Raw genomic sequence first — 21255 nt, 5'->3', positions numbered from 1 at the left:
ACAGTCGCCTTCGCTTTTCTTCGTTAGGCTGAATGAACAGCTGCCAATTTTATAATTTGAGGATGTAGTAAACAATGATAACGTTTATCTTTAGTTAAATCAGAAAACTGAATTCCAATTAATAACTTATTGGTTATAATTTCATTTTCATCATACAGTATTTTTATATTATCTGGTTTGATAGCCATCATATAAGAAGATTTTCCATCTACACCTTGAAATGGAACAATATGTATACGACTTTCCCACTTTTTAGGAATGGCATCAAAATCCAGGAGGTCACATGCTTTTTTAATGGCTTCCCATTCTTCATCAGAAAAGTATTGTTTTAAAAAAGGTTCATCGCAGATAACTACAGGGCTTTTTGTTAATGGATCAACTAATTGGTTCCCACTATCGATATAGCCTGTTGTTGATAATGACTTGTTATTCATTTGAAGTGTTATCGGGCACAACTGATCATAACGAATCTTTTCTACAGCGTGCTTGTCCATACTTCTTTTCGTAAAACTCCAAATGATAGGGAAACCTACAATTACAAATATCCAGCTAATTGGATCACCATATCCCTTATTAAACGTAAGAATCCCATTTGCTGAAACCCCAAATGGACTCTCTAACATAAAGTGTAAGGCTATTAAACCACCTCCTATAGTGAATGTTACAAAGTAGAATAAAAACAGTAGTCGAAATAATTGATACATTGATCGGTAAGAGTATACACACAAAATTATTATGAGCGAATACATGAATTTCCCAACTACACTAGTAATAAATGAATCTGGGAAATAGATAGAAATGGGAACAATCATTGAAGCGACAAACGAACCTAAAATTATTCTTTTTTTACTAGTACTTACCTTTGCCAAAATCAGTGTTAACATAATTATCATCATGTCAAATAGAAAATTGAGCATCCATATTACATCAACATAAATTGTCACTTCTCCCTTCCTTTCCACTCAAATAAATTACGATGTATTAGTTGAATTATAAAAAGTATAAGGGAGATTGAGAAAAAAGTCTGTCGCTTCTTGTAAGCAGAAAAGGGCTATTTTTAACTTCTTATCGGAGGGATTGTCGGAGAAATAGATTCGAATTGAAAAGCAGAAACGTCCAAAAAAGGTAGGGACTGGAAAAATCAAGTCATTAATTTTTACTTTTGAGCATTAAAAAAGCAAACATCCTGACGCTCTCCAGAATGTTTGCTTTTCATTATCGATCTATTATCTGTTTCTATTTCGGTTACGTAAGAAAGTTGGGATATCTAAAGTATCGTCTTCCTGTTTAACACGATTAGATTGTGGTTGTTGTTGTTGCTGTTGTTGTTGCGGTTGTTGCTGCTGTCTTGTTTCTCTAGGGTTTTCGTCATATTGTCTAGACGGAGCTTGTTGCTTATGATTAATAATCGGTCGCTGTTTTGGTGTATTATCAACTTTTTGATTTTCATCAAATCCAGTTGCAATAACCGTAACGATAATTTCATCTTTTAAATTTTCATTAATAACTGAACCAAATATAACATTTACCTCGTTATCTGCAGCAGAAGTTACTAAATCGGCAGCTTCTTGTACTTCATATAGGCTTAGATTATCTCCACCGGTAATATTCATCAATATCCCATGAGCTCCATCGATTGAAGTTTCTAGTAATGGAGATGATATTGCTTTTTTAGCAGCTTCTGTTGCGCGGTTTTCTCCAGTAGCAACACCAATACCCATTAGCGCAGAACCTTTATCAAACATAATTGTTTTAACATCAGCAAAGTCAACGTTAATTAATCCTGGTTTAGCAATTAAGTCAGAGATACCTTGTACACCTTGACGAAGTACATTATCCGCTTCACGGAATGCTTCTAACATTGGTGTATTTTTATCTACAATCTCTAACAAACGATCATTTGGAATGACAATTAATGTATCTACACTACTTTTCAATGCATCTATACCTGAAACTGCTTGTACTGATCGCCTGCGACCCTCAAAAGTGAACGGGCGAGTCACTACACCAACTGTTAATGCACCTAACTCTTTTGCAATTGATGCAATTACCGGTGCAGCACCTGTGCCAGTACCGCCACCCATTCCAGCAGTTACAAATATCATATCTGCACCTTGTAATACCTCTTCGATTTGTTCTTTATTTTCTTCAGCGGCTTTTTTACCGACCTCAGGATTTGCTCCAGCCCCGAGACCACGTGTTAACTTTCCACCGATTTGGAGTTTAACTTCCGCTTTTGATAGATTCAATGCCTGTGCATCTGTGTTCACGGCAATAAATTCTACGCCCTGTACCCCGTGTTCTATCATGCGATTTACAGCGTTACTACCGCCACCACCAACACCGATGACTTTTATTGATGCTAATTGATCCATATTTGTATCAAACTCTAACATATTTGTTCCTCCTAATTTGCAAATTACAAGAGTTTTATTTCTAATAAACTAACAGGACATTCTATCAATCAAAAAAATATTTGAAAATATTAGCAATCCCTGATTCTTTTTTCGTTTTTTCTGATGGTTCTTTTGTACTTGTTTGCTTTTTCGTACGTTTCGGTTTTGGTTCATCTGTATGTTCAATTACAGCTGGAAATAAGTCTTTTCCTTGTATTTTCGCATTACGATAAGCAAATTGCAAGATACCCACACCTGCAGTAAATTGTGGTTCTCTAACCCCAATATAATCCGGAATAGCCATTCTTACATTTGATTGAAATAAATCTTGAGCAAGCTCTAGTACACCTGTCATTTTCATTGTACCACCTGTTAGTACATAACCACCAGGTAATCCTTGAAATCCTGCTTTTCGGATTTCTCGTTCTGCAAATGCATAAATTTCTTCAAGTCTTGCTTCAATCATATCAGCAATTTGTAGCTGGTTATAAGTTTGTTTCGTGTTACTTCCAATAGTGGAAACATCAAATGTTTCACTTTCTTGTGCTTCATCAAAAAAAGCATGACCGTAATTCACCTTGACGTCTTCTGCTTCCTCTGTAGAAGTTCGTAATCCAATGGATAAGTCTTTTGTAATGTTATCCCCACCTAAAGGAACAACACTAGTAGATACTAGATGATCATTTTCAAAGATTGAGACAGTTGAGCATCCACCTCCAACATCGATTAAAGCTACACCAAGATTCTTTTCGTCCATTGATAATGCAATTGAACCTGATGCAAGTGGTTGCAGGCAAATATCAGATACTTGCAAATTGGCACGCTCCACACATTTTAATATATTATGTAAGACCGTTTTGGAACACGTAATAATCGTCCCTTCCATTTCCAACCGAACGCCAATCATGCCTCTTGGGTCGGTTATTTCATCCAAGCCATCTACAATAAATTGTTTTGGAATGACATCAATGATTTCTCGTTCTGGGGGGATTGAAAGTACTTGTGCTGCATCAATTACACGTGTTATGTCTTCATTGTCTATTTCACGATTTTCACTCTGAACTGCTACCACACCATGGCATGATTGCAATTGAATATGATTACCATTTATACCAACAATTACTCTATCAATTTCCATGCCTACCATGCGTTCTGCTTGTTCCACAGCATTTCTAATAGAGTTTACAGTTTGATCTATATCAACTATAGCACCTTTTTTCATGCCGTTTGATTTAGCAGAACCCACTCCAATAATATTTAATGAATCATTTACAACTTCACCAATGATAACTTTTATTTTTGATGTTCCAATATCTAAACTAACTAAAATCTCACTTTGATTCAAAGAAAGGCACCTCCCAATTCCTTACAACAATTTTATTTTTAGCCACGTTTCACATTTCAAATTACGAGTCATAATCCATATAGTATTATAATCTATTATTCTATCGTAATATACGGTAAAAATAAAATATATTATGAGTAATTCTACAATAATCATAGAATTCCTTTAATTTTCTACTGATTTAATGAATTTTTTTTTAGTACATACCTTTTTGCACTTACTTTATTCCATACTAAACTGTTCGTTAACAACAGCCTATATATGACTTTCAAAGAAAATTAGTCAGTAAATTTTTAAATACTTATTTACTCTGCAGTTGTTTCTTCAATTTTTTTGTCCTTTGTTTTATCCTCAAAGGATTCAAAATATACACCTACTCCAATATGAATGATCCCCTTACTATTTGGATCAAGCTGAGCAACGATAGATGGATATACTTTCATTTTTTCAGCAAAATTTCTTATTGTTCCATCTACCATATTACCATCACTCATATAAAGTACTATCTTATTCTTATTATCATCTTTTGGTTGCCAATGAATTTCAGAAATCATGTTTCGAATATTTTGCGGAAGTTTCATTAGCTCATTTGTCATTTTGTTTAAGGTAGATTCATCATCGAAATCTAACAATAATGGAGCATCACCACTGCTTGTTTCTTTTTTCAATTTCGATAAAACCTTGCCACTTCCCAAAACAGGATAAAAAAAGCCTTCTTTTTTTATATAACCAATCCGTTTAAACTCCTGAATGGCAATTTCGACTGTCCAAGGCAATTTCTTGTTAATTTCAACGGAATCTATAATTGGGTTTCCGTCTAATTTGTTTTTAATCTCGGATTGATCAATCATCCAAATATTCGTATCGGTAGTTAAATTGCTTTTTTCAACAACTTCCTCGTCCGATAACGCTGTATTACCGGTGACCTCAATTGTATGTACATGACTCAGTGAAGATTGCAAATACACAATAATTGATATTAATAAGAAAAAAATAGAAAGATAAAATATCAAACGTCTATTCGCTTTCTTTTTACGAGCTTGTTTCAGCTTTGGAATGCGCTCCTCAATCGAAACAACTTTCTTTTTACTCATTCTATTTCTTCCTTTATACCAAATTAACAGAATAAAACGGCACTAAAGAATGCCGTTTCATTTTGTTACATGAATTATATCATACTACGTACATATATATGTAGTAAATATCGCCTAGAAAAATTGATTTTTTAAGCATTATGGCAGTACGTTTTAACCATTTGTTTCTATAACTATTAAATTGTGGAAGACCTGCTAATATTTAATAATATTCCAACTGCACAAAGGGTTAGTGTTAGCGATGATCCACCATAGCTCAAAAATGGTAATGTAATACCAGTTACTGGAATTAATCCGATAACTACACTAATATTTATCATTACCTGGATTGCTAGCATCGTCGTAATACCTAAAGCTAAATATCTTCCAAATTCATCTTGTGTGGTAAGGGCGATTTTAATTCCTCGCCAAAAGAGTAAGATAAATAGAATGATAACGGTAGTTCCGCCAATAAAACCTAGTTCTTCACCTAAAATAGCAAATATAAAGTCTGTTTGAGGTTCTGGTAGATAGAAATATTTCTGTATACTATCCCCTAAGCCTACCCCCATTAATCCCCCAGGGCCTATTGCATACAACGATTGAATAATTTGAAACCCATCACCAAGAGGATCCTCCCATGGGTTTATGAATGCGGTTATCCGCTTAATTCGGTATGGTGCAGAAATGATTAGTAATAGAAAAGCCACTACACCTAAACTTGCCAGACCAAAAAAATGAGTTAGTTTAGCACCAGCAGTAAAAATTAGTACCATGCATGTAAGAACCAGAACAACCCCTGTTCCTAAGTCAGGTTGAAGCATAATTAATCCGAATGCAGTAAACACAAGGATAATAGACGGGAAAAAACCTTTTTTAAAAGATGTAATGTATTTTTGATTAAATGATAAATAAGTGGAAAGAAACATAACCAATCCCAGTTTCATAAACTCTGAGGGCTGAATACTAAATGCTCCTACTCCAATCCAACTTTGTGCCCCACCACGAACTAACCCTACACCAGGAATTAACACAAGTCCGAGTAAAACAAAGCACACTAATAAAATTAGTTTAGAATACTTTTTCCATATTCCGTATGGTGTCATCATAAGAAAGAACATCGCGCAAATACCTACTCCTACAAACAACAATTGACGTTTAAGGTAAAAATATGCGTCACCATACTTATAATCTGCCCAGATATAGGAGGAACTGAATACCATGACAACTCCTACAATCAATAATGTTATTACCAATCCTAACAACAGGTAATCCGGTTTACTTTGGTTTTTGAACACTTTTTGCAACAAAAAAATACCCCATTTCCTAGAACAAAGAAATTAGGGCATTTTAATAGAACTATTAAGAAAGTAATGACTAATTGTACATGCCCTTACTCTAGTGTATGCACCGCTTTTATAAACATGTCTCCTCGTTCTTCAAAACTACTAAACTGGTCCCAACTAGCACACGCTGGTGAAAGCAGGATAACATCATCAGGCCTTGATAACGAATGGGCTTTCTCAACGGCAGCAGTGACATCTTCAACAAGTTCAATAGCAGTGATGCCCGCTTTATTGGCCAAGTCTTTTAACTTCATTTGTGTTTGTCCAAATAATACCATTGCCTTCACATTTTTTAAGTATGGCAGCAATTCATCAAAATCGTTTCCTCTGTCTAAGCCGCCAGCCAATAGAATAATAGGTTGTGTAAATGAATCTAATGCCTTTTGTGTAGCTAAAATATTTGTACCTTTTGAATCATTGTAAAATAAACGATCATCAATTCTAGCTACAAATTGAAAGCGATGTTCAACACCCGAAAACGTTCTTAAAACTTTTTGTACTGCTTCACTACTGGCACCGTTCAATTTCGCAGCACAGATTGCAGCTAAAATATTTTCGATATTGTGATCCCCAACTAATACAATATCCTTTTTATCCATGACTTTTTCATCTTTAAAATAAATGCTCGTTGCGTCTGCCCAGGCTCCATTTTCTAGTCTTTCTGTAATGGAAAAGGGTACTTTAATGGATTTGGCACCCATCACGGCTTCTCTCAAGTTAAGGTCATCATGATTATACACCACATAATCTTCAGAAGTTTGGTTCATAAAAATGTTATACTTTGCATTTTTATAGCTTTCCATTGTTTTGTGATAATCCAGATGGGCCTCATAAATATTTAACAGGACTGCTATATTAGGTTTAAAATCCTTTATACCCAATAATTGAAATGATGATAATTCTAATATCAATGTTTCATTTTTGCTTAAAGTTTGCGCAACATCCGTTGCTACTTTTCCAATATTCCCTGCTACTTTTACAGGTAATTTACTCTCAGCTATCATACTTGTTGCAAGTGTGGTTGTGGTAGTTTTTCCATTGGAGCCGGTTATGCCAATTATATTCCCATCCACAACTAAATCATTAACAAATTCTATCTCAGTCAAAATTGGAATGTTATTGTTAAGCGCCTCCACAATAACCGGATTTTCATAAGGAATACCTGGGTTTTTAATAACTACATCAATATTGTTTAACACAGAAAGAGGATGTGAACCAACAATCACTTCAGCACCCATTTTCTTTAACCTCAACACAACATCATCTGTTTCGTTTGAAAGCTTATCGTTTACACGTACATTAATTCCACTATATAAAAGTAGATCAGCTGCAGCTGTACCACTTTTCGCTAAACCTAATACTAATGCATGAGAATAATTAAAATTAGTCAATTTTTTCATGTAAACCACACCTCTATATATACACCAAGTGCTGCAAATAGTAATCCGACTGACCAAAAAGTAGTGACCACTCGCCATTCAGACCATCCCATTAGTTCATAATGATGATGTAAAGGACTCATTTTAAATACTCGTTTGCCAGTTGTTTTAAAAGATATGACCTGAATAATAACGGATAACGTTTCAATTACGAAAACACCACCAACAATGATGAGTAGGATTTCCAGCTTCGTTAAAATAGCAATTGCGGCCAATGAACCACCAAGTGCCAATGACCCAGTATCACCCATGAAAACCTTCGCAGGATGGGCGTTAAAAATAAGAAACCCTAGTAGTGATCCAACTGTTGCAAGCGCAAAAATAGCTACCTCATTTTGTGGAAAACCGGACCACGCCAGAATTCCAAATGCACCAAAAGCAATTGCTGCTGTCCCTGCTAAAAGTCCATCTAACCCATCTGTTAAATTAACAGCGTTTGAAGTACCAACTAGCATGAAAATGATTAATAGTGCATAACCAAAACCAAGATCCCACTCTACGTTTGTACCTGGAATTTGAATATATGTATCAAAATTGTTCATTCTTAAAATAACATAAAATACAAGCGCAATTACTACTTGTCCCAGCATTTTCTGTTTGGAAGTTAATCCTAAATTTCGCTTAAGAGCAACTTTAATAAAGTCATCTAGAAAGCCCAAGCAACCATAACCTACTAATACAAAGATTAGGAGCCATAGCTCATAGCTGATAGATTGAAACGAATATTTAGATGCCATAATCAGGGAAGTAATAATAATACTGAATACAATCATCAAACCACCCATTGTAGGTGTTCCTGTTTTCTTCACATGCGATTTCGGTCCTTCTTCTCGTATACTTTGTCCAAATTTCAATCGTCTTAAAAAAGGAATAAATATCGGGGATAAAAGGACGGTGATTAAAAATGCGATTGCAATTGTTAGTAAAAGTGCATATAAATTCATTGGTTCTCCTCCTTATACCTACCGTCCATGCTTATTTTAATTAGTGCGAGTTCAAAAAGGTGCCAAATTAAAAACAAAAGGTCGAGGCGGTGAAGTCCCCGAGACCGGACTTGCGCGCGATGTGCTGACTCTACGTTGCCCACAGGACATGGTCTATTTTAGTAGAAGTTCCTCTGTGTTACTGCTACATGAGGACCGGAAAGACAAGCCAACGAAGAAATTTGTAGTTTAACATTTGGTGACTTTTTGAACATTCTTTACTTAATTTGCTCAATCATTTTTTCAAACTGCATACCTCGTGACGCTTTAAATAATACTAGTGTATCTTCTTTTAGGTAAAACTCCAAGTCATGAACAAGTTCTTCTTTTGTATTGAAGTGTTTACTTACCGTACCTTCCAATTTGGAATTTACCTTTTCACTAATCATTCTTGCATGATCTCCTAACGTATACAGTGCAAAAATTGATTCATCTATTACTTCACTAATCGATTCATGAAAGCTTTGCGTGTGTTCACCAAGCTCTAGAATATCACCCAAGATTAAGATTTTTGTTGAAAAACCCTCCATCTGTTTCACTACTCCAATTGCCGCTTTCATGGATGTAGGGGATGCATTGTATGCATCGTTTATAATCGAGACACCATTTTTGCCGGCTATCATTTCAAAGCGCATGGCAGTTAGTTGTATGGATGATAGTGCTTGTTGAATTGTGTTATTATCAATTTTTAATTGTTTGGCAAGTGTGATGGCCAAAGTAGCATTCAATGCATGATGTTTTCCTAATAACGGAATTGAAAAAGTACCATTGTCCCCGAGTGTAAATTCAGTATGATCGTGTGAAATACTAGCCTTTTCTATTTCCACATCGTTTCCTGATTTAAATCCACACGTTATAACGTGTTCTTTTTTATGCAGTTCTGTTAACAGCGGCTCATCACCATCAATAAGCAGAAATCCTTTATCAGTCATGCCTTTCACTATTTCTGTTTTTGCTTTTGCTATCCCTTTACGTGTGCCAAGATATTCAATATGGGATTCCCCAATATTCGTAATGATTGCGTAATCTGGCAGTGCAATTTTTGATAAACGTTCGATTTCCCCGAAATTACTCATCCCCATTTCAAGTACCAATATTTCTGTTTCTCTTGGCATCGCTAAAATAGTAAGGGGAAGACCAATTTCATTATTAAAGTTTCCATTTGTAGCATGTGTTCTGTAAGTAGTTTTCAGTAAAGAGGCTACAAGATCTTTAGTAGTAGTTTTACCATTGGAACCTGTTATTCCGATAACAACAGGATTTATTTCACTTCGATAAGTTGCAGCCAATTTTTGTAATGCTTCTAATGTATCTTCTACATAGAATAATGGAAATTCAGTTGGAAGAAAAGATGGTACTTCCTTATTTTTATTCCAAACCGCTGCAACAGCTCCATTATTAAATGCTTCTTTCATATAGTCATGACCATCAAATTTTTCTCCCTGTATGGGGATAAAAAGTGATTTAAATGATCGCACCCTGCTATCTGTAACAATTTCATTTATCATTATTTCGTCAGTTGCTACACCTTTATAATCAGTAAAAAAAGTGGAAATCCAATTGGTTGTAAATAACATATTTATTTCTCCTTAGATAATATTGCTTCCTTCGCTATTTCTCTATCATCAAAATCATATTTCGTATGGCCAATTAATTGATATGTTTCATGCCCTTTTCCTGCGATTAAAACAATGTCATTGTCGCTAGCGAGGTTAATAGCATGATAAATGGCCTGTTTTCGATCTTCTATTATTTCATAGTGGGTTTCTTTTTGTCCATAAACCATATCTTCCAATATTGCTTGTGGCTCCTCTGTTCTTGGATTATCTGATGTAAATATAACTTTATCTGCATAGTTTAACGCTATGAAAGCCATCTGAGGACGTTTCGTTTTATCACGATCACCACCACACCCAACCACAACATAGATGTTTTTTTTCGCAAAATCTTTAATGACTTGTAACACATTTTCCAGTGAATCAGGCGTATGTGCATAATCAACGATGGTGGTGAAAGTATGATTCCCCTCTACTGGCTCAAATCTCCCACGTATACCTGTAATTTTCTCAAGTGCGCCCTTAATTGTAAATAACGGAATTTGTAATGCTAAACCTACTCCAACTGCTGCCAGAATATTATATACATTAAACATTCCAATCAGTTTACTAGTGATCATAATCTCACCGACAGGAGTACTTAAACGAAAACTAGTTTTAGTGGCCTCAAGCTGAATATTTTCAGCAGTTATGGCTGCTTTTTTCTTACAGCTATAGGTAATGATATGTTGTGCGGTACTGCGCTCAATAATGTCATGTCTAGCATCATCTACATTTATAACAGCAAACTTTCGCTGTGTTTTCTTATACGTATTACCTAATTGAGCAAACAAAAGGCTTTTTGCACGCAAATAATCATCCATGTTTTTGTGATAATCAAGATGATCTTGGGATAAATTGCTGAAAACAGCTATATCAAATTCACATCCATAAACCCTTCCCATATCTAACGCATGGGATGATACTTCCATAATTGCAGTATCTACATTACATTCTACCATTTCATGAAAACTTTTTTGCAAAAATAAGGAATCCGGAGTAGTATTTTGAACTGGAAATAAATGATCTCCTATCTTCATTTGTATTGTCCCAATAACCCCTGTTTTTCTGCCATTTTCTTTCAGCAAAGATTCAATTAAATAAGTTATCGTGGTTTTGCCATTTGTTCCTGTTATCCCAATAAGTGGAAGTTTTGTAGTTGGATAATTATAAAAGTGTGCTGCAAGCATGGAAAGTGCTCTCAAGGAGTCTGGTACAATAATAGTTGATACATTCGTATAAATTATGGTTTCTGCTATAATGGCAGCTGCTCCATTAGCAACTGCCTGATCTACATAATCGTGTCCATCAACAGTAAAACCATTGATACAGATAAAAAGATCCCCTTGTTTCACCTCACGTGAGTCCATTTTAATTCCATTGATAATTACATCATCGGCTAGATACATAGCTTTATAGAATGGCAAGATGGAGATGATTTCATTCAAATTCATCGCATTCACCCTATCCATATGTATTCTATTTCTCTTCAATGTTTAAGAGGGTGGTTACACCCTCTTTCAATTTTTAAAAATATATCCAGTATATTATACCAGTTTTTGACCAATATCACGATCATTTATTATCCGATAAGTATATCCTAATGTTGGAACCTTGATTAACTTTTGTTCCAGCGGTAGGTTCCTGATCAATAATATACTTGCCTGAACCACTGGTTTGGATGGATAAGTTTGTTTGGTATTCTGCTATTTCACCTTTGTTCAATCCAATTAGTTCCGGAACAGTTACTTTTGGTTCCTCGGGCCATTGGGTTTCTTTTGCTAATCCATCTGTTCGCTTCTGAACACCCATTCCACTTAAACTATCTCCAATAATTGTTCCTACAATAGGAGCTGCAACCACTCCACCAAATTGAACGGTATTCTTTGGATTATCAATCGCTAGATACACTACAATTTTTGGATCATCCGCTGGAGCAAAACCAATAAATGATAAGACATAATTATTTTGCATATACCTTCCATCTGATCCTACCTTTTGAGCGGTACCTGTTTTACCTCCTACACGATAGCCTTCAACAAAGGCAGGTCGACCAGTTCCCTTGGCAACGACACTTTCTAATGCATGCCGAATTTCCTCGGAAGTAGATTTGGAAATTACGCTGTCGACTAATTCAGGTTCTATTTTATCAACTACTTCTTTCGTTACTGGATCAATCCATTCTTTAGCAATATGTGGTTCCATTAAATCCCCACCATTAACTGCAGCTGCAACAGCCATTACTTGTTGGATTGGTGTTACAGATACCCCTTGCCCAAATGATGTAGTGGCAAGTTCAACCGGGCCAACTTGCTCTGGTTTAAATAGAATACCACTGCTTTCTCCTTGTAAGTCAATTCCCGTTTCTTCTCCGAATCCGAATTCTCGAATATAAGAAAACAATTTTTCTTGTCCAAGCTTCATGCCAAGATTAACAAATCCGGGGTTACAGGAATTTTGAACAACTTCTAAATAGGTTTGATGTCCATGGCCTCCAGATTTCCAGCAATGTAGTTCGGTACCACCTACTGAAATATCTCCATCATCATCAAATGTATCTTCTTCTAAATCAACGGCGTTTTCTTCTAAAGCTGCTGCTAATGTAATGATCTTAAAAGTCGATCCAGGTTCATAGGTACTCCATATAGGCAAATTGCGACTATAAATAGTTGGATCATACTGCTTGTATTTACCTGGCTTGAAATCAGGTCGTGATGCCATTGCCAAGATGCCTCCAGTTTTAGGATTAACTGCTATAGCAGAAGCTCCATCAGGAGAATATTTTGCAACAGCTAAATCCAGTTCCCGCTCTATAATCGTTTGTACCTTTGAATTGATGGTTGTTTTCAATGTTAAACCATCCACAGGAGGCTTGTATACGTCGGCTGGTTCATCCAATCGAGCCCCTTTTGCAGTAGAATAATACGAAAGACTACCTGGTGTTCCACTGAGCTTATCATCGTAATATAGCTCAAGTCCCATTAAGCCCTGATTATCTATTCCAGTAAAACCTAACACGTGTGACAGATTATCACCAAATGGATAATATCGTTTGGAATCCTTTGCAAGGTATACCCCATCCAAATTATAGGTCTGCAATGCCTTTTCTTGTTCTTTAGATATTTTTATACCTTCTGGACGAATATTAACCTGACTGCTGTTTTCTGTTACCTTTTCATATGCCTCTTCGGTAGAAATCCCTAACACTTCCGCTAATTTTTCTGCTGTATCTTTCGGGTTTTCTATCTGACTAGGAGCAAGAATAACAGTAGGTGCTGATACGTTTTTGGTAAGAACGTCACCATTTACATCTAATATCTTCCCGCGCTCGGCCTCAAATGTAACATCCCTACTCCATAAATCATTTGCCTTGTCGATCAGTTTATCAGCAAGAAAAAATTGCACATACCCTAGACGAATGTTTATCGCTACAAATACTAATAAGCCAATTAAAAAGACAGCGACTATTCGTTTTCTCACTATTACAGTAGATACACGTTTCATACTCCATCCCCTTTTCATAGGTAGGCTTGTATCCACTATATGATTGAAAAAACGAAATAGAACACTGTCTGTCCTGTTACGGTAACTATAAACCGCTATTCCTCGGTTGGTTCATTCGTTGCATTGTCTTCTGTTTGTGCTTCCTCTATACTTTCTTTTTCATCTGTTTCTTTCTTCTCCAATGCAGGCAATTTAAATTCAACACCTAGATAATCATTTTCTTTTATGCCTTTTCCTTTTTTGATGCTCTGCTTCACGACATAGCCATTGCCCATTGTTTCTACCTTCAGACCAATCAAATCAGCGAATTTATATACCTCACGCATTGACCAGTCCTTCATATCAGGCATAGTAGGTTTGTTTGTTATTAATAGGATCCGATTGTTAGCTACCATTTCTTCTCCTTCTTGCGCGCTAGCATTTACAATCTCTTCCCCATTACCAATAACCATTATATGTTCGAACCCTGACTTAGATAACTGATCTTTTGCATCTTTTGTGTTAATTCCAATTAATTCAGGGACTTTCACAATTGATGCTTGTTCACTCGCTTCTTTATCTGGATTAATATTTAAGTAGTGTAAACCATTTTTCATTACATTTTTAAAAATAAATGATACAGGTACTGAACCAGCTTCATGGTCCAATTCAGGTTGTTTGACAGAAACATACATCATCAATTTAGGGTCATTTTTAGGTGCCATACCCAAAAATGAGAAGACGTAGTTACCATTATTAGCCAAATAACCTCCTCCCTCAGGGTTTGGAATTTGGGCTGTACCTGTTTTACCTGCAACAGAGTAGTCATCCAGCTTATAATTTTCACCAGTTCCACCTTCTCCAGTTACAACAGTCCCAAGTAATTCTTTTACATGGTCAGCTGTTTCTTTCGAGATTGGTTGCCCTACCACTTCTGGAGATTTTTCTTTTAGTGTTTTACCAGTACTTGAGTCCACAATTTTTTTAATTACAAATGGTTTCAGCATTTTACCGTCATTAGCAATTGCAGTTGCAGCCTTCATTTGTTGAATTGGCGTTACTGTTGTACCTTGTCCAAATGAAGTTGTAATTTTTTCAATTGGATAGTCATATACCAATTTTCCAGTAACTTCCCCTGGCAGATCAATTCCTGTTTTCTGATCAAATTCGAAGGCTTTGTAATAATTTAAATACGTTTCTGGACCCATTTCTTCCCAAAGTAATTTTGCTGCCGCAACGTTAGAAGAGCGTCTGAATCCTTCATCAAACGAAATCTTACCCCATCCGTCTATGTTATGGTCTTCTACCGTTTTAATCTTTGGAAGCGCACGGTAACTTCCTGATAAATACTTTGCATCACCATTATAATTATTAGATTCGATAGCTGCGGCCCATGTGAACATCTTCATCGTAGATCCAGGTTCAAAAGGTGTTGAAATCGCATCATTATACCAATTTTCAACTTCTGTAGGATTATTGGGATTATAGCTTGGCCGATTACTCATTGCTACAATTTCCCCCGTTTTTGGATTCATTACTATTGCTGTTATACGCTCTGGATTGTACTCCGCGTTTACCTGTGTAAGTGTATCCTCTAGTAACGTTTGAATCTTTTGATTAATCGTTAAGTATACGTTATCACCGTCTTCTGGTTTTTCGATTACCTCATTTGGGTCTAACAATTTTGTACCAAATTTATCACGCTGGTAAGAAATGTGACCATCATTGCCACTTAAAATGTCGTTCATTTGTCTTTCCATACCTGCAATTCCAGTAATTTGGCCTTCCTTTTTTTGAGCAAAACCAATTATATGCGATGCAAACATTCCATTAGGATAATACCGAATGGATTGTTTATCAAATTGAATCCCGGGTAGATCAAGGTCCTCAATTTTATCCTTCAATTCTTGTGAGAGTTCCTTACCTGCTGAACCAAATTCAACTTGAAACTTGTCATTTTCAATGCCGTAATTAATTCGATCAAGAATTTCACTTTGCTTCATATCTAATAGAGGAGCCAGCATCTCCGCAGTTTTTTCGGGATTTTTTACATGCTGTGGCTCCTCTAGGTTATCTGAGTATGATTCTCTTACTATTGCTTTTATTTTAAATGTAGGTCGATCATATGCAAGTGTCATACCATTACTATCTAAGATTTTGCCTCGTTCTGAATCCATGGTATAGGAAGCAGTTCTTTTTTTGTCTGCCCATTCCTCTAACGAAACATTATTAATTTCTCCAGTAGTCTGTATGTACATAAACCTTCCTGTCAAAATTAGAAAAATCGAAACGAATACAAGAATCAATATTCCAGCCATTAAATGTGTTGTTTTATTTTTTTTCATAACAAATCCACCTTGCTTATTTGTTTAATGCGGTAACTTGCTTAATTTCTGCATCTTGAATTTGCAACCCATTCTCTTTAGCTATTTTAACGATTCTTTCTGGTCTACTCAATTCCTTTTTTTCAAAAAGCAATCCTTCATTTTGGACTTGTTGTTTTTGAACATTATTCTCGAGTGCTTGTAATTCCCTATTGATTGTGTCAGTGGAAGAAGCGAATGATACCATATAGATAGCGGCTAGTATCAAACAAGTACCAATTACAGAATATAAAACCTTTTCACCTTTTGTAATCCAGCTTTGTTTTCTTACTTTTACTACAACCTGTTTGTCCTTGTTCGGTGATGCAGTAGTTTGTGTTTGTTGCCAACTGCGGGCTTGACTTGCACTCATTATTTTTTCCACCCTTCCATATAGGTAAATTCTGTTTCCCATGGTTTCACTTTTTCTACAATTCTTAACTTGGCTGATCGTGACCTTCGATTCTCTTCAAGTTCATTATCATCTGCAATAATTGGTTTACGCGTAATCACTCTGAATGGTGCTTCATGTGATTCAGGAATAATTGGTAAGTTTTTTGGAACGGGTTTAGTTGTGCTCCATTTTTTAAAGGCTTGCTTACAAATTCTATCCTCTAGCGACTGGAATGTGATAACAACAATTCGACCACCTACATTAACCATACGAGCAGCTTGATGTAATGCATCATTGAAAACCGCCAATTCATCATTAACTGCAATTCGTAACGCTTGAAAAATTCGTTTCGCAGGATGTCCACCAGTCCGCCGTGCAGCTGCTGGTATTGCATCCTTTATAATGTCAACCAATTGATGTGTTGTATTAATCATTTCTTTTTCCCGATATGCTTCAATCTTCCTTGCAATTTGTTTGGAGAACTTCTCTTCCCCGTATGCAAAAAATATCTTTATCAGTTTCTGATATGGCCATGTATTTACAATTTCATGAGCACTTAAACTTTGATCTTGGTTCATTCGCATATCAAGGTATGCATCATGCTGATAACTAAATCCTCGTTCACCTCGATCAAGCTGAGGAGATGATACACCTAAATCAAATAGGAGTCCGTCGATGTTGGTAATATCATTTTTTACTAGCTCCGCTTCTAAATTGCGAAAGTTTGTGTGTATAAATTGTATTTTTCCATGATGCTTTTTTAGCTTCTCTTTTGCAGCTTCTAATGCATCTATATCCTGATCAAAAGCAACTAATAATCCGTTATTATGTAAGTTACTTGCAATCTGTTCAGAATGACCTCCACCACCAACCGTACAATCTACATATGTACCACTTGGAGATATCTTTAACCCGTTTATTGTTTCTTCTTTTAATACACTGTAATGATTGAACATGGATACACACCTGCTTTTTTGTTGTTTAGGAGCTTCAGCGCCAATAACCCGACGCTTACGCTTTTGATTTAAATATCAAAATCCATGAGGTTTTCAGCGATCTCAGCAAACGATTCCTCGGAATCATTAAAGTAATCTTCCCAATTTTCGTTAGCCCAAAATTCAATTCGGTTAGATACACCAATTACAACACATTCCTTACTCAACACTGCGTAATTCCGAAGTGGTTGAGGAATATTTATTCTACCCTGATTATCCACTTCACACTCAATTGCTCCAGAAAAGAAAAAACGAGTGAATGCTCTGGCATCTTTCTTGGTAAGTGGGAGTTTCTTTAGTTTTTCTTCGAGATTTTTCCATTCATCCATGGGGTACGCAAATAAACACTTGTCTAATCCGCGAGTCACAACAAAACGATCCCCAAGACCTTCACGGAACTTGGCAGGCACAATTATTCTTCCTTTTGTGTCAATGTTGTGTTGAAATTCTCCCATAAACATATGGTTCTCCCCACTTTCATATAAACATGTTACCACATTCCCCCACTATTCACCACTCATTTTTAAAACTTTTTTTAGCGAGATCAAAAATGAGCAAGAAGTACCTTTTCCAGGTAGATAAAAGCTGTCCTAATAAGGTCTATAACCAAAAAAATATTCCTATTATTTCCTGATCCATTGGTTACAGATCAGCGAAATATAGAAATATTTAATGTGTATGAATGTTTTTCATTATTGTGTGGTGGAAAGTGGTGCTCTTTATAACTCCTTACATATATACGAGGAAATGTTCCTTCTCATAAGAGCAAGATTCATTGGATAACCGCTTAATGAAGTCTATACCATATCTATTCATCCAAGGTAATGGATTCCAAACTCTTTCCTGTAAACCATTATTTGGATGCAATGCCAATTGCAGGAGATTAAATTCATGTAGCTCCTTAGCATATTTCTTCTCAAGGGTTTTTGAAATCCTTTTTTCTAGAAACTCAACGTCTCTAAACAAGTAGTCAAGATTCTTATCCGCTAAATCACCAAGATCTGATTGAATAGACTTTGCTAATTCACGGAATGGCTCGTGCGCATCACCAATTGTTTGTTTCAATTGATTTGCCAAGTGCTTAACAGGAGGATCATACTTCTCCTCTAACCATCTATTCTTACTATCCATTACGCCATGATTTACTGCATGTTCTGCCTCAATATGATAGTTAGTTATCAACTTTTCAATGTGAGGTTCCATTAGTGTGAAGGACAGCCTTGGAATTATTGGTGGCATCTTCATATTATTTGCATGAAAAGCTTTCCTTAAAATTGACCAATAACTAATTTCACCAGGACCACCGATAAATGCTAGAGATGGAAAAAGCATCTCCTGCATCAGTGGCCTTGTCATTACATTATTGCTAAGTAATTCTGGCTTATTCCTAGCGATATTTAATAATTCCTCTGTGCTAAACTTAACTTCCTTATTTTTGCCAACCCAAAAGTCATTATCATCACGAACTAGTAACACACGTTCCATTCCGTTCTGATAAAACAGATTTGCATCGTTATCATCAACATCGACAGATAAAGAGTACCCTTGCTTTGTAACTTCCTCAAAAGAGCTGTTTATTGCGTATGTGGTTTTCGATTGATTGTCTATCAGGTCAACAAAGTAGCTACTTTCAAGCTGTCGAACCTGACTATGATTGGAGTCAACTAATACAAGCCCCTCTTCATTAAATAACCAATAAATTATCTTTGCGAAAAAATCAACATATGTATCTGATTCTTTCAAGAACATACTTACCTTATTATATAATTCTTTTGTATGTATTGTTTCGTTCAACTCTAGAAATAGTTTTTTTAACCATTCATTTGCTTGGACGTTATCAATAGCTATATTTGAAACAGCTTTCTTTTCAATCTCGCGCTGTAATAACGTATATTTTTTCATCTGTGATGTATCTTGTAAAAAAATATGATTAATTTCATCAAAATCATGGTCTTCTCCGGCTATCCAAAAAACAGGTATTATTGGGACTTGAAGCTGTTCTTCTTGTTGCTTAGCTAAATGAATGATTGAAATTATTTTATTTATTGTATACATTGGCCCTGTTAACAAGCCTGCCTGTTGACCAGCAATTACGACTAAACTATTGGTCTCTCTTAAACGGCTAATATTTTCCATTGTGCTTTCCGGAGCATCCCATTTTGCATTGATTGTATGTAATACATCAGCTAATTGCTTTCGATTCACATTTTTATCTTTTAGATCCTTGCTACGTTTTTGAAAAACATCGGATTCAAATGGATTATAATCAAAATGCTGCATGATGGTTGCCTTTTTATTTCTATAATCCTGGATTAATTTATTTTGTGTTTGTAAATTGATAGAGTGAACGCGCATAACTTACATGCTCCTTTAATGTTAATCATAAATGTTGCTCATTGTATTCTACATAATTTTCAAGGATATTTCATGCAATCTGTTTACTAAAGTATTTAGGAGGAAATGAACCGCCGGATAATACCAAGTAAAATCAACATAATATAAAGGAATGAAAATAGTAAGAAACTAACTCGCCATACAATCTTCCAAGCTTTTCTAAAAACAACTTCTACATAATTTATACGCTGGTAAATAATAATGACCGCCAAAAGTATGAGATGAAAGACAAAAATAGATCCAATAAAAAAATAATTAAAAAGAATCTTACACATCATCATAACTGATAGTATATACAGAATAGTAGTCCACGTAATTGCCTTATGAAATGCATAAACCCTAGTTTTTTTCAAAATACGATTACATTTGTAAAAAAGCCACGTTATGACAAATGGAACTGTAATAGCAATAGCAATACTATAGGTAATAATGCTCCACATCTTTATTCATTTATCCCCTTTTTCACCTCTAATGCCTTCATGCTGTTATAAACAAATGTTGTATATGGTATGGCTGAATTTGATTTTTTTACTAAGTAACCTGAAATTGCTTCATTCTCTGTCTTCTTATGTTCCTTTAGGTCTTTCCACATAGAACTCACATTTTCCTTTGTATTAGTGGCAACGGTTTGCACATGATTCCACTGATTCATAAAATCTAATTGTAAAATGGAGCAGGCTTCGCGGCATAATTCCTTTGCTAATATCATCAAATGTGCATTACGCAGTATATCGCCATTCGGAACTTCAAAAATAGCAGTGAGCGGATTAATGACTGCATTAATTACCAACTTTTCTGCTAATACTTTCTCCCAATCTTTTTCTGTTTGGAAAGGAAAAAGCTCACTGTTAAGCTGCTGTACAATGGTAGTTAAATTTTCTTCTCCACCACTAAAGTTAGCTATTTTTATTAATCCCTTTCCTGTATGTGTAACAATATGATCGCTTTTACGTAAAGCGCCGTGTGTTACAATTCCGAGATAGACTGGTTGTACGATATTATTAATAATTTCAATATGACCCATTCCATTTTGCAAGAAAATTATTGGGGTTTTCTCATTAAGGTTAAGATTGGAAAGTGATTTCAGCACAGATCCGATCTCTGGTTGTTTCACGCATACAATAACACAATCTTCTTCCTTCAAATCATTTGTCAATAATGCCTTCACTCTACAAGGTGTTATGAGACTTGATAAAAATAACCCATGATCATTTAGTTTTTGTTTTTGTTGACTTCTTTTTACATATATTGTTACATCATGATTAGCACATAAGTATCTAGCTACTAAAAGACCAATTGATCCTCCACCTATAACACCAATTTTCATCGTCTCTACCTCCGTCCAATGCCCTTCTTTGCTAATTGTAGCAAACAAACGCTTTCTTGTAACGAAAATAAGCTAGCTTATTCCTAATTAATATTCTTGGTGATGTTCGTTTCATTCTTAAT

Annotated in this window: 17 protein-coding genes; all 17 read right to left on the bottom strand. The window is 35.5% G+C overall.

The genetic code is table 11. The annotated features are described in order from the left end of the window. Positions 1-23 precede the first annotated feature (23 nt). The 17 genes from spoIIGA to AC3G7N_RS03135 all read right to left on the bottom strand — a co-directional run bounded on the left by spoIIGA (position 24) and on the right by AC3G7N_RS03135 (position 21133). Complete coding sequence (gene spoIIGA, locus AC3G7N_RS03215) at positions 24-944, bottom strand: sigma-E processing peptidase SpoIIGA (protein ID WP_489420702.1); 921 nt, start codon at positions 942-944, stop codon at positions 24-26. A gap of 282 nt (positions 945-1226) precedes the next feature. Beyond that, complete coding sequence (gene ftsZ / locus AC3G7N_RS03210; RefSeq protein WP_489420701.1) at positions 1227-2396, bottom strand: cell division protein FtsZ; 1170 nt, start codon at positions 2394-2396, stop codon at positions 1227-1229. Positions 2397-2460: 64 nt separating this feature from the next. Next, a complete protein-coding gene (gene ftsA, locus AC3G7N_RS03205; protein WP_489420700.1) occupies positions 2461-3741 on the bottom strand; it encodes a cell division protein FtsA in 1281 nt (426 codons plus the stop codon). A 305-nt stretch (positions 3742-4046) separates the two neighbouring features. After that, positions 4047-4835: a cell division protein FtsQ/DivIB gene (locus tag AC3G7N_RS03200; RefSeq protein ID WP_489420699.1), complete on the bottom strand. Its 789-nt coding sequence runs from the start codon at positions 4833-4835 to the stop codon at positions 4047-4049. A 176-nt stretch (positions 4836-5011) separates the two neighbouring features. Further along, entirely contained in the window at positions 5012-6112 is a 1101-nt protein-coding gene (gene spoVE / locus AC3G7N_RS03195) for a stage V sporulation protein E (RefSeq protein ID WP_489420848.1), read from the bottom strand. A 95-nt stretch (positions 6113-6207) separates the two neighbouring features. Next, on the bottom strand, positions 6208-7560 hold the full coding sequence (gene murD, locus AC3G7N_RS03190) for a UDP-N-acetylmuramoyl-L-alanine--D-glutamate ligase (RefSeq protein ID WP_489420698.1): 1353 nt from the start codon (positions 7558-7560) through the stop codon (positions 6208-6210). After that, positions 7557-8543: a phospho-N-acetylmuramoyl-pentapeptide-transferase gene (gene mraY, locus AC3G7N_RS03185; RefSeq protein ID WP_489420697.1), complete on the bottom strand. Its 987-nt coding sequence runs from the start codon at positions 8541-8543 to the stop codon at positions 7557-7559. Before mraY ends, murD begins: the two co-directional genes overlap by 4 nt. Positions 8544-8800: 257 nt before the next feature. Beyond that, a complete protein-coding gene (locus AC3G7N_RS03180; RefSeq protein WP_489420696.1) occupies positions 8801-10159 on the bottom strand; it encodes a UDP-N-acetylmuramoyl-tripeptide--D-alanyl-D-alanine ligase in 1359 nt (452 codons plus the stop codon). A 2-nt stretch (positions 10160-10161) separates the two neighbouring features. Then, positions 10162-11631, bottom strand: a complete 1470-nt coding sequence (locus tag AC3G7N_RS03175; RefSeq protein WP_489420695.1) for a UDP-N-acetylmuramoyl-L-alanyl-D-glutamate--2,6-diaminopimelate ligase — start codon at positions 11629-11631, stop codon at positions 10162-10164. Positions 11632-11752: 121 nt separating this feature from the next. Then, the gene (locus AC3G7N_RS03170) at positions 11753-13681 is read right to left on the bottom strand and encodes a stage V sporulation protein D (RefSeq protein WP_489420694.1); all 1929 of its coding nucleotides are present in this window, start codon (positions 13679-13681) and stop codon (positions 11753-11755) included. A 95-nt stretch (positions 13682-13776) separates the two neighbouring features. Continuing rightward, positions 13777-16005 carry a penicillin-binding protein gene (locus AC3G7N_RS03165; RefSeq protein WP_489420693.1) on the bottom strand — a complete coding sequence of 743 codons (2229 nt, stop codon included), beginning with the start codon at positions 16003-16005 and terminating at the stop codon, positions 13777-13779. A gap of 16 nt (positions 16006-16021) precedes the next feature. Then, positions 16022-16396, bottom strand: a complete 375-nt coding sequence (ftsL, locus tag AC3G7N_RS03160; RefSeq protein ID WP_489420692.1) for a cell division protein FtsL — start codon at positions 16394-16396, stop codon at positions 16022-16024. Then, complete coding sequence (rsmH, locus tag AC3G7N_RS03155) at positions 16396-17373, bottom strand: 16S rRNA (cytosine(1402)-N(4))-methyltransferase RsmH (protein WP_489420691.1); 978 nt, start codon at positions 17371-17373, stop codon at positions 16396-16398. The genes ftsL and rsmH overlap by 1 nt, the downstream gene beginning before the upstream one ends. Before the next feature lie 68 nt (positions 17374-17441). Beyond that, positions 17442-17873 carry a division/cell wall cluster transcriptional repressor MraZ gene (gene mraZ, locus AC3G7N_RS03150; protein WP_489420690.1) on the bottom strand — a complete coding sequence of 144 codons (432 nt, stop codon included), beginning with the start codon at positions 17871-17873 and terminating at the stop codon, positions 17442-17444. 268 nt (positions 17874-18141) lie between these two features. Continuing rightward, positions 18142-19767, bottom strand: coding sequence for a bacillithiol biosynthesis cysteine-adding enzyme BshC (bshC, locus tag AC3G7N_RS03145; RefSeq protein ID WP_489420689.1), 1626 nt, complete (start codon positions 19765-19767; stop codon positions 18142-18144). Positions 19768-19862: 95 nt separating this feature from the next. Continuing rightward, positions 19863-20246: a DUF3397 domain-containing protein gene (locus AC3G7N_RS03140; protein WP_489420688.1), complete on the bottom strand. Its 384-nt coding sequence runs from the start codon at positions 20244-20246 to the stop codon at positions 19863-19865. Positions 20247-20248: 2 nt separating this feature from the next. Further along, positions 20249-21133 (bottom strand): 2-dehydropantoate 2-reductase, encoded by an 885-nt coding sequence (locus tag AC3G7N_RS03135; protein ID WP_489420687.1) that lies wholly within the window; start codon positions 21131-21133, stop codon positions 20249-20251. Positions 21134-21255 lie beyond the last annotated feature (122 nt).

Source organism: Virgibacillus carmonensis (assembly GCF_057836705.1).
The sequence above is the reverse complement of the archived record's forward strand: the minus strand, read 5'-3'. Positions and strand labels throughout refer to the sequence as shown.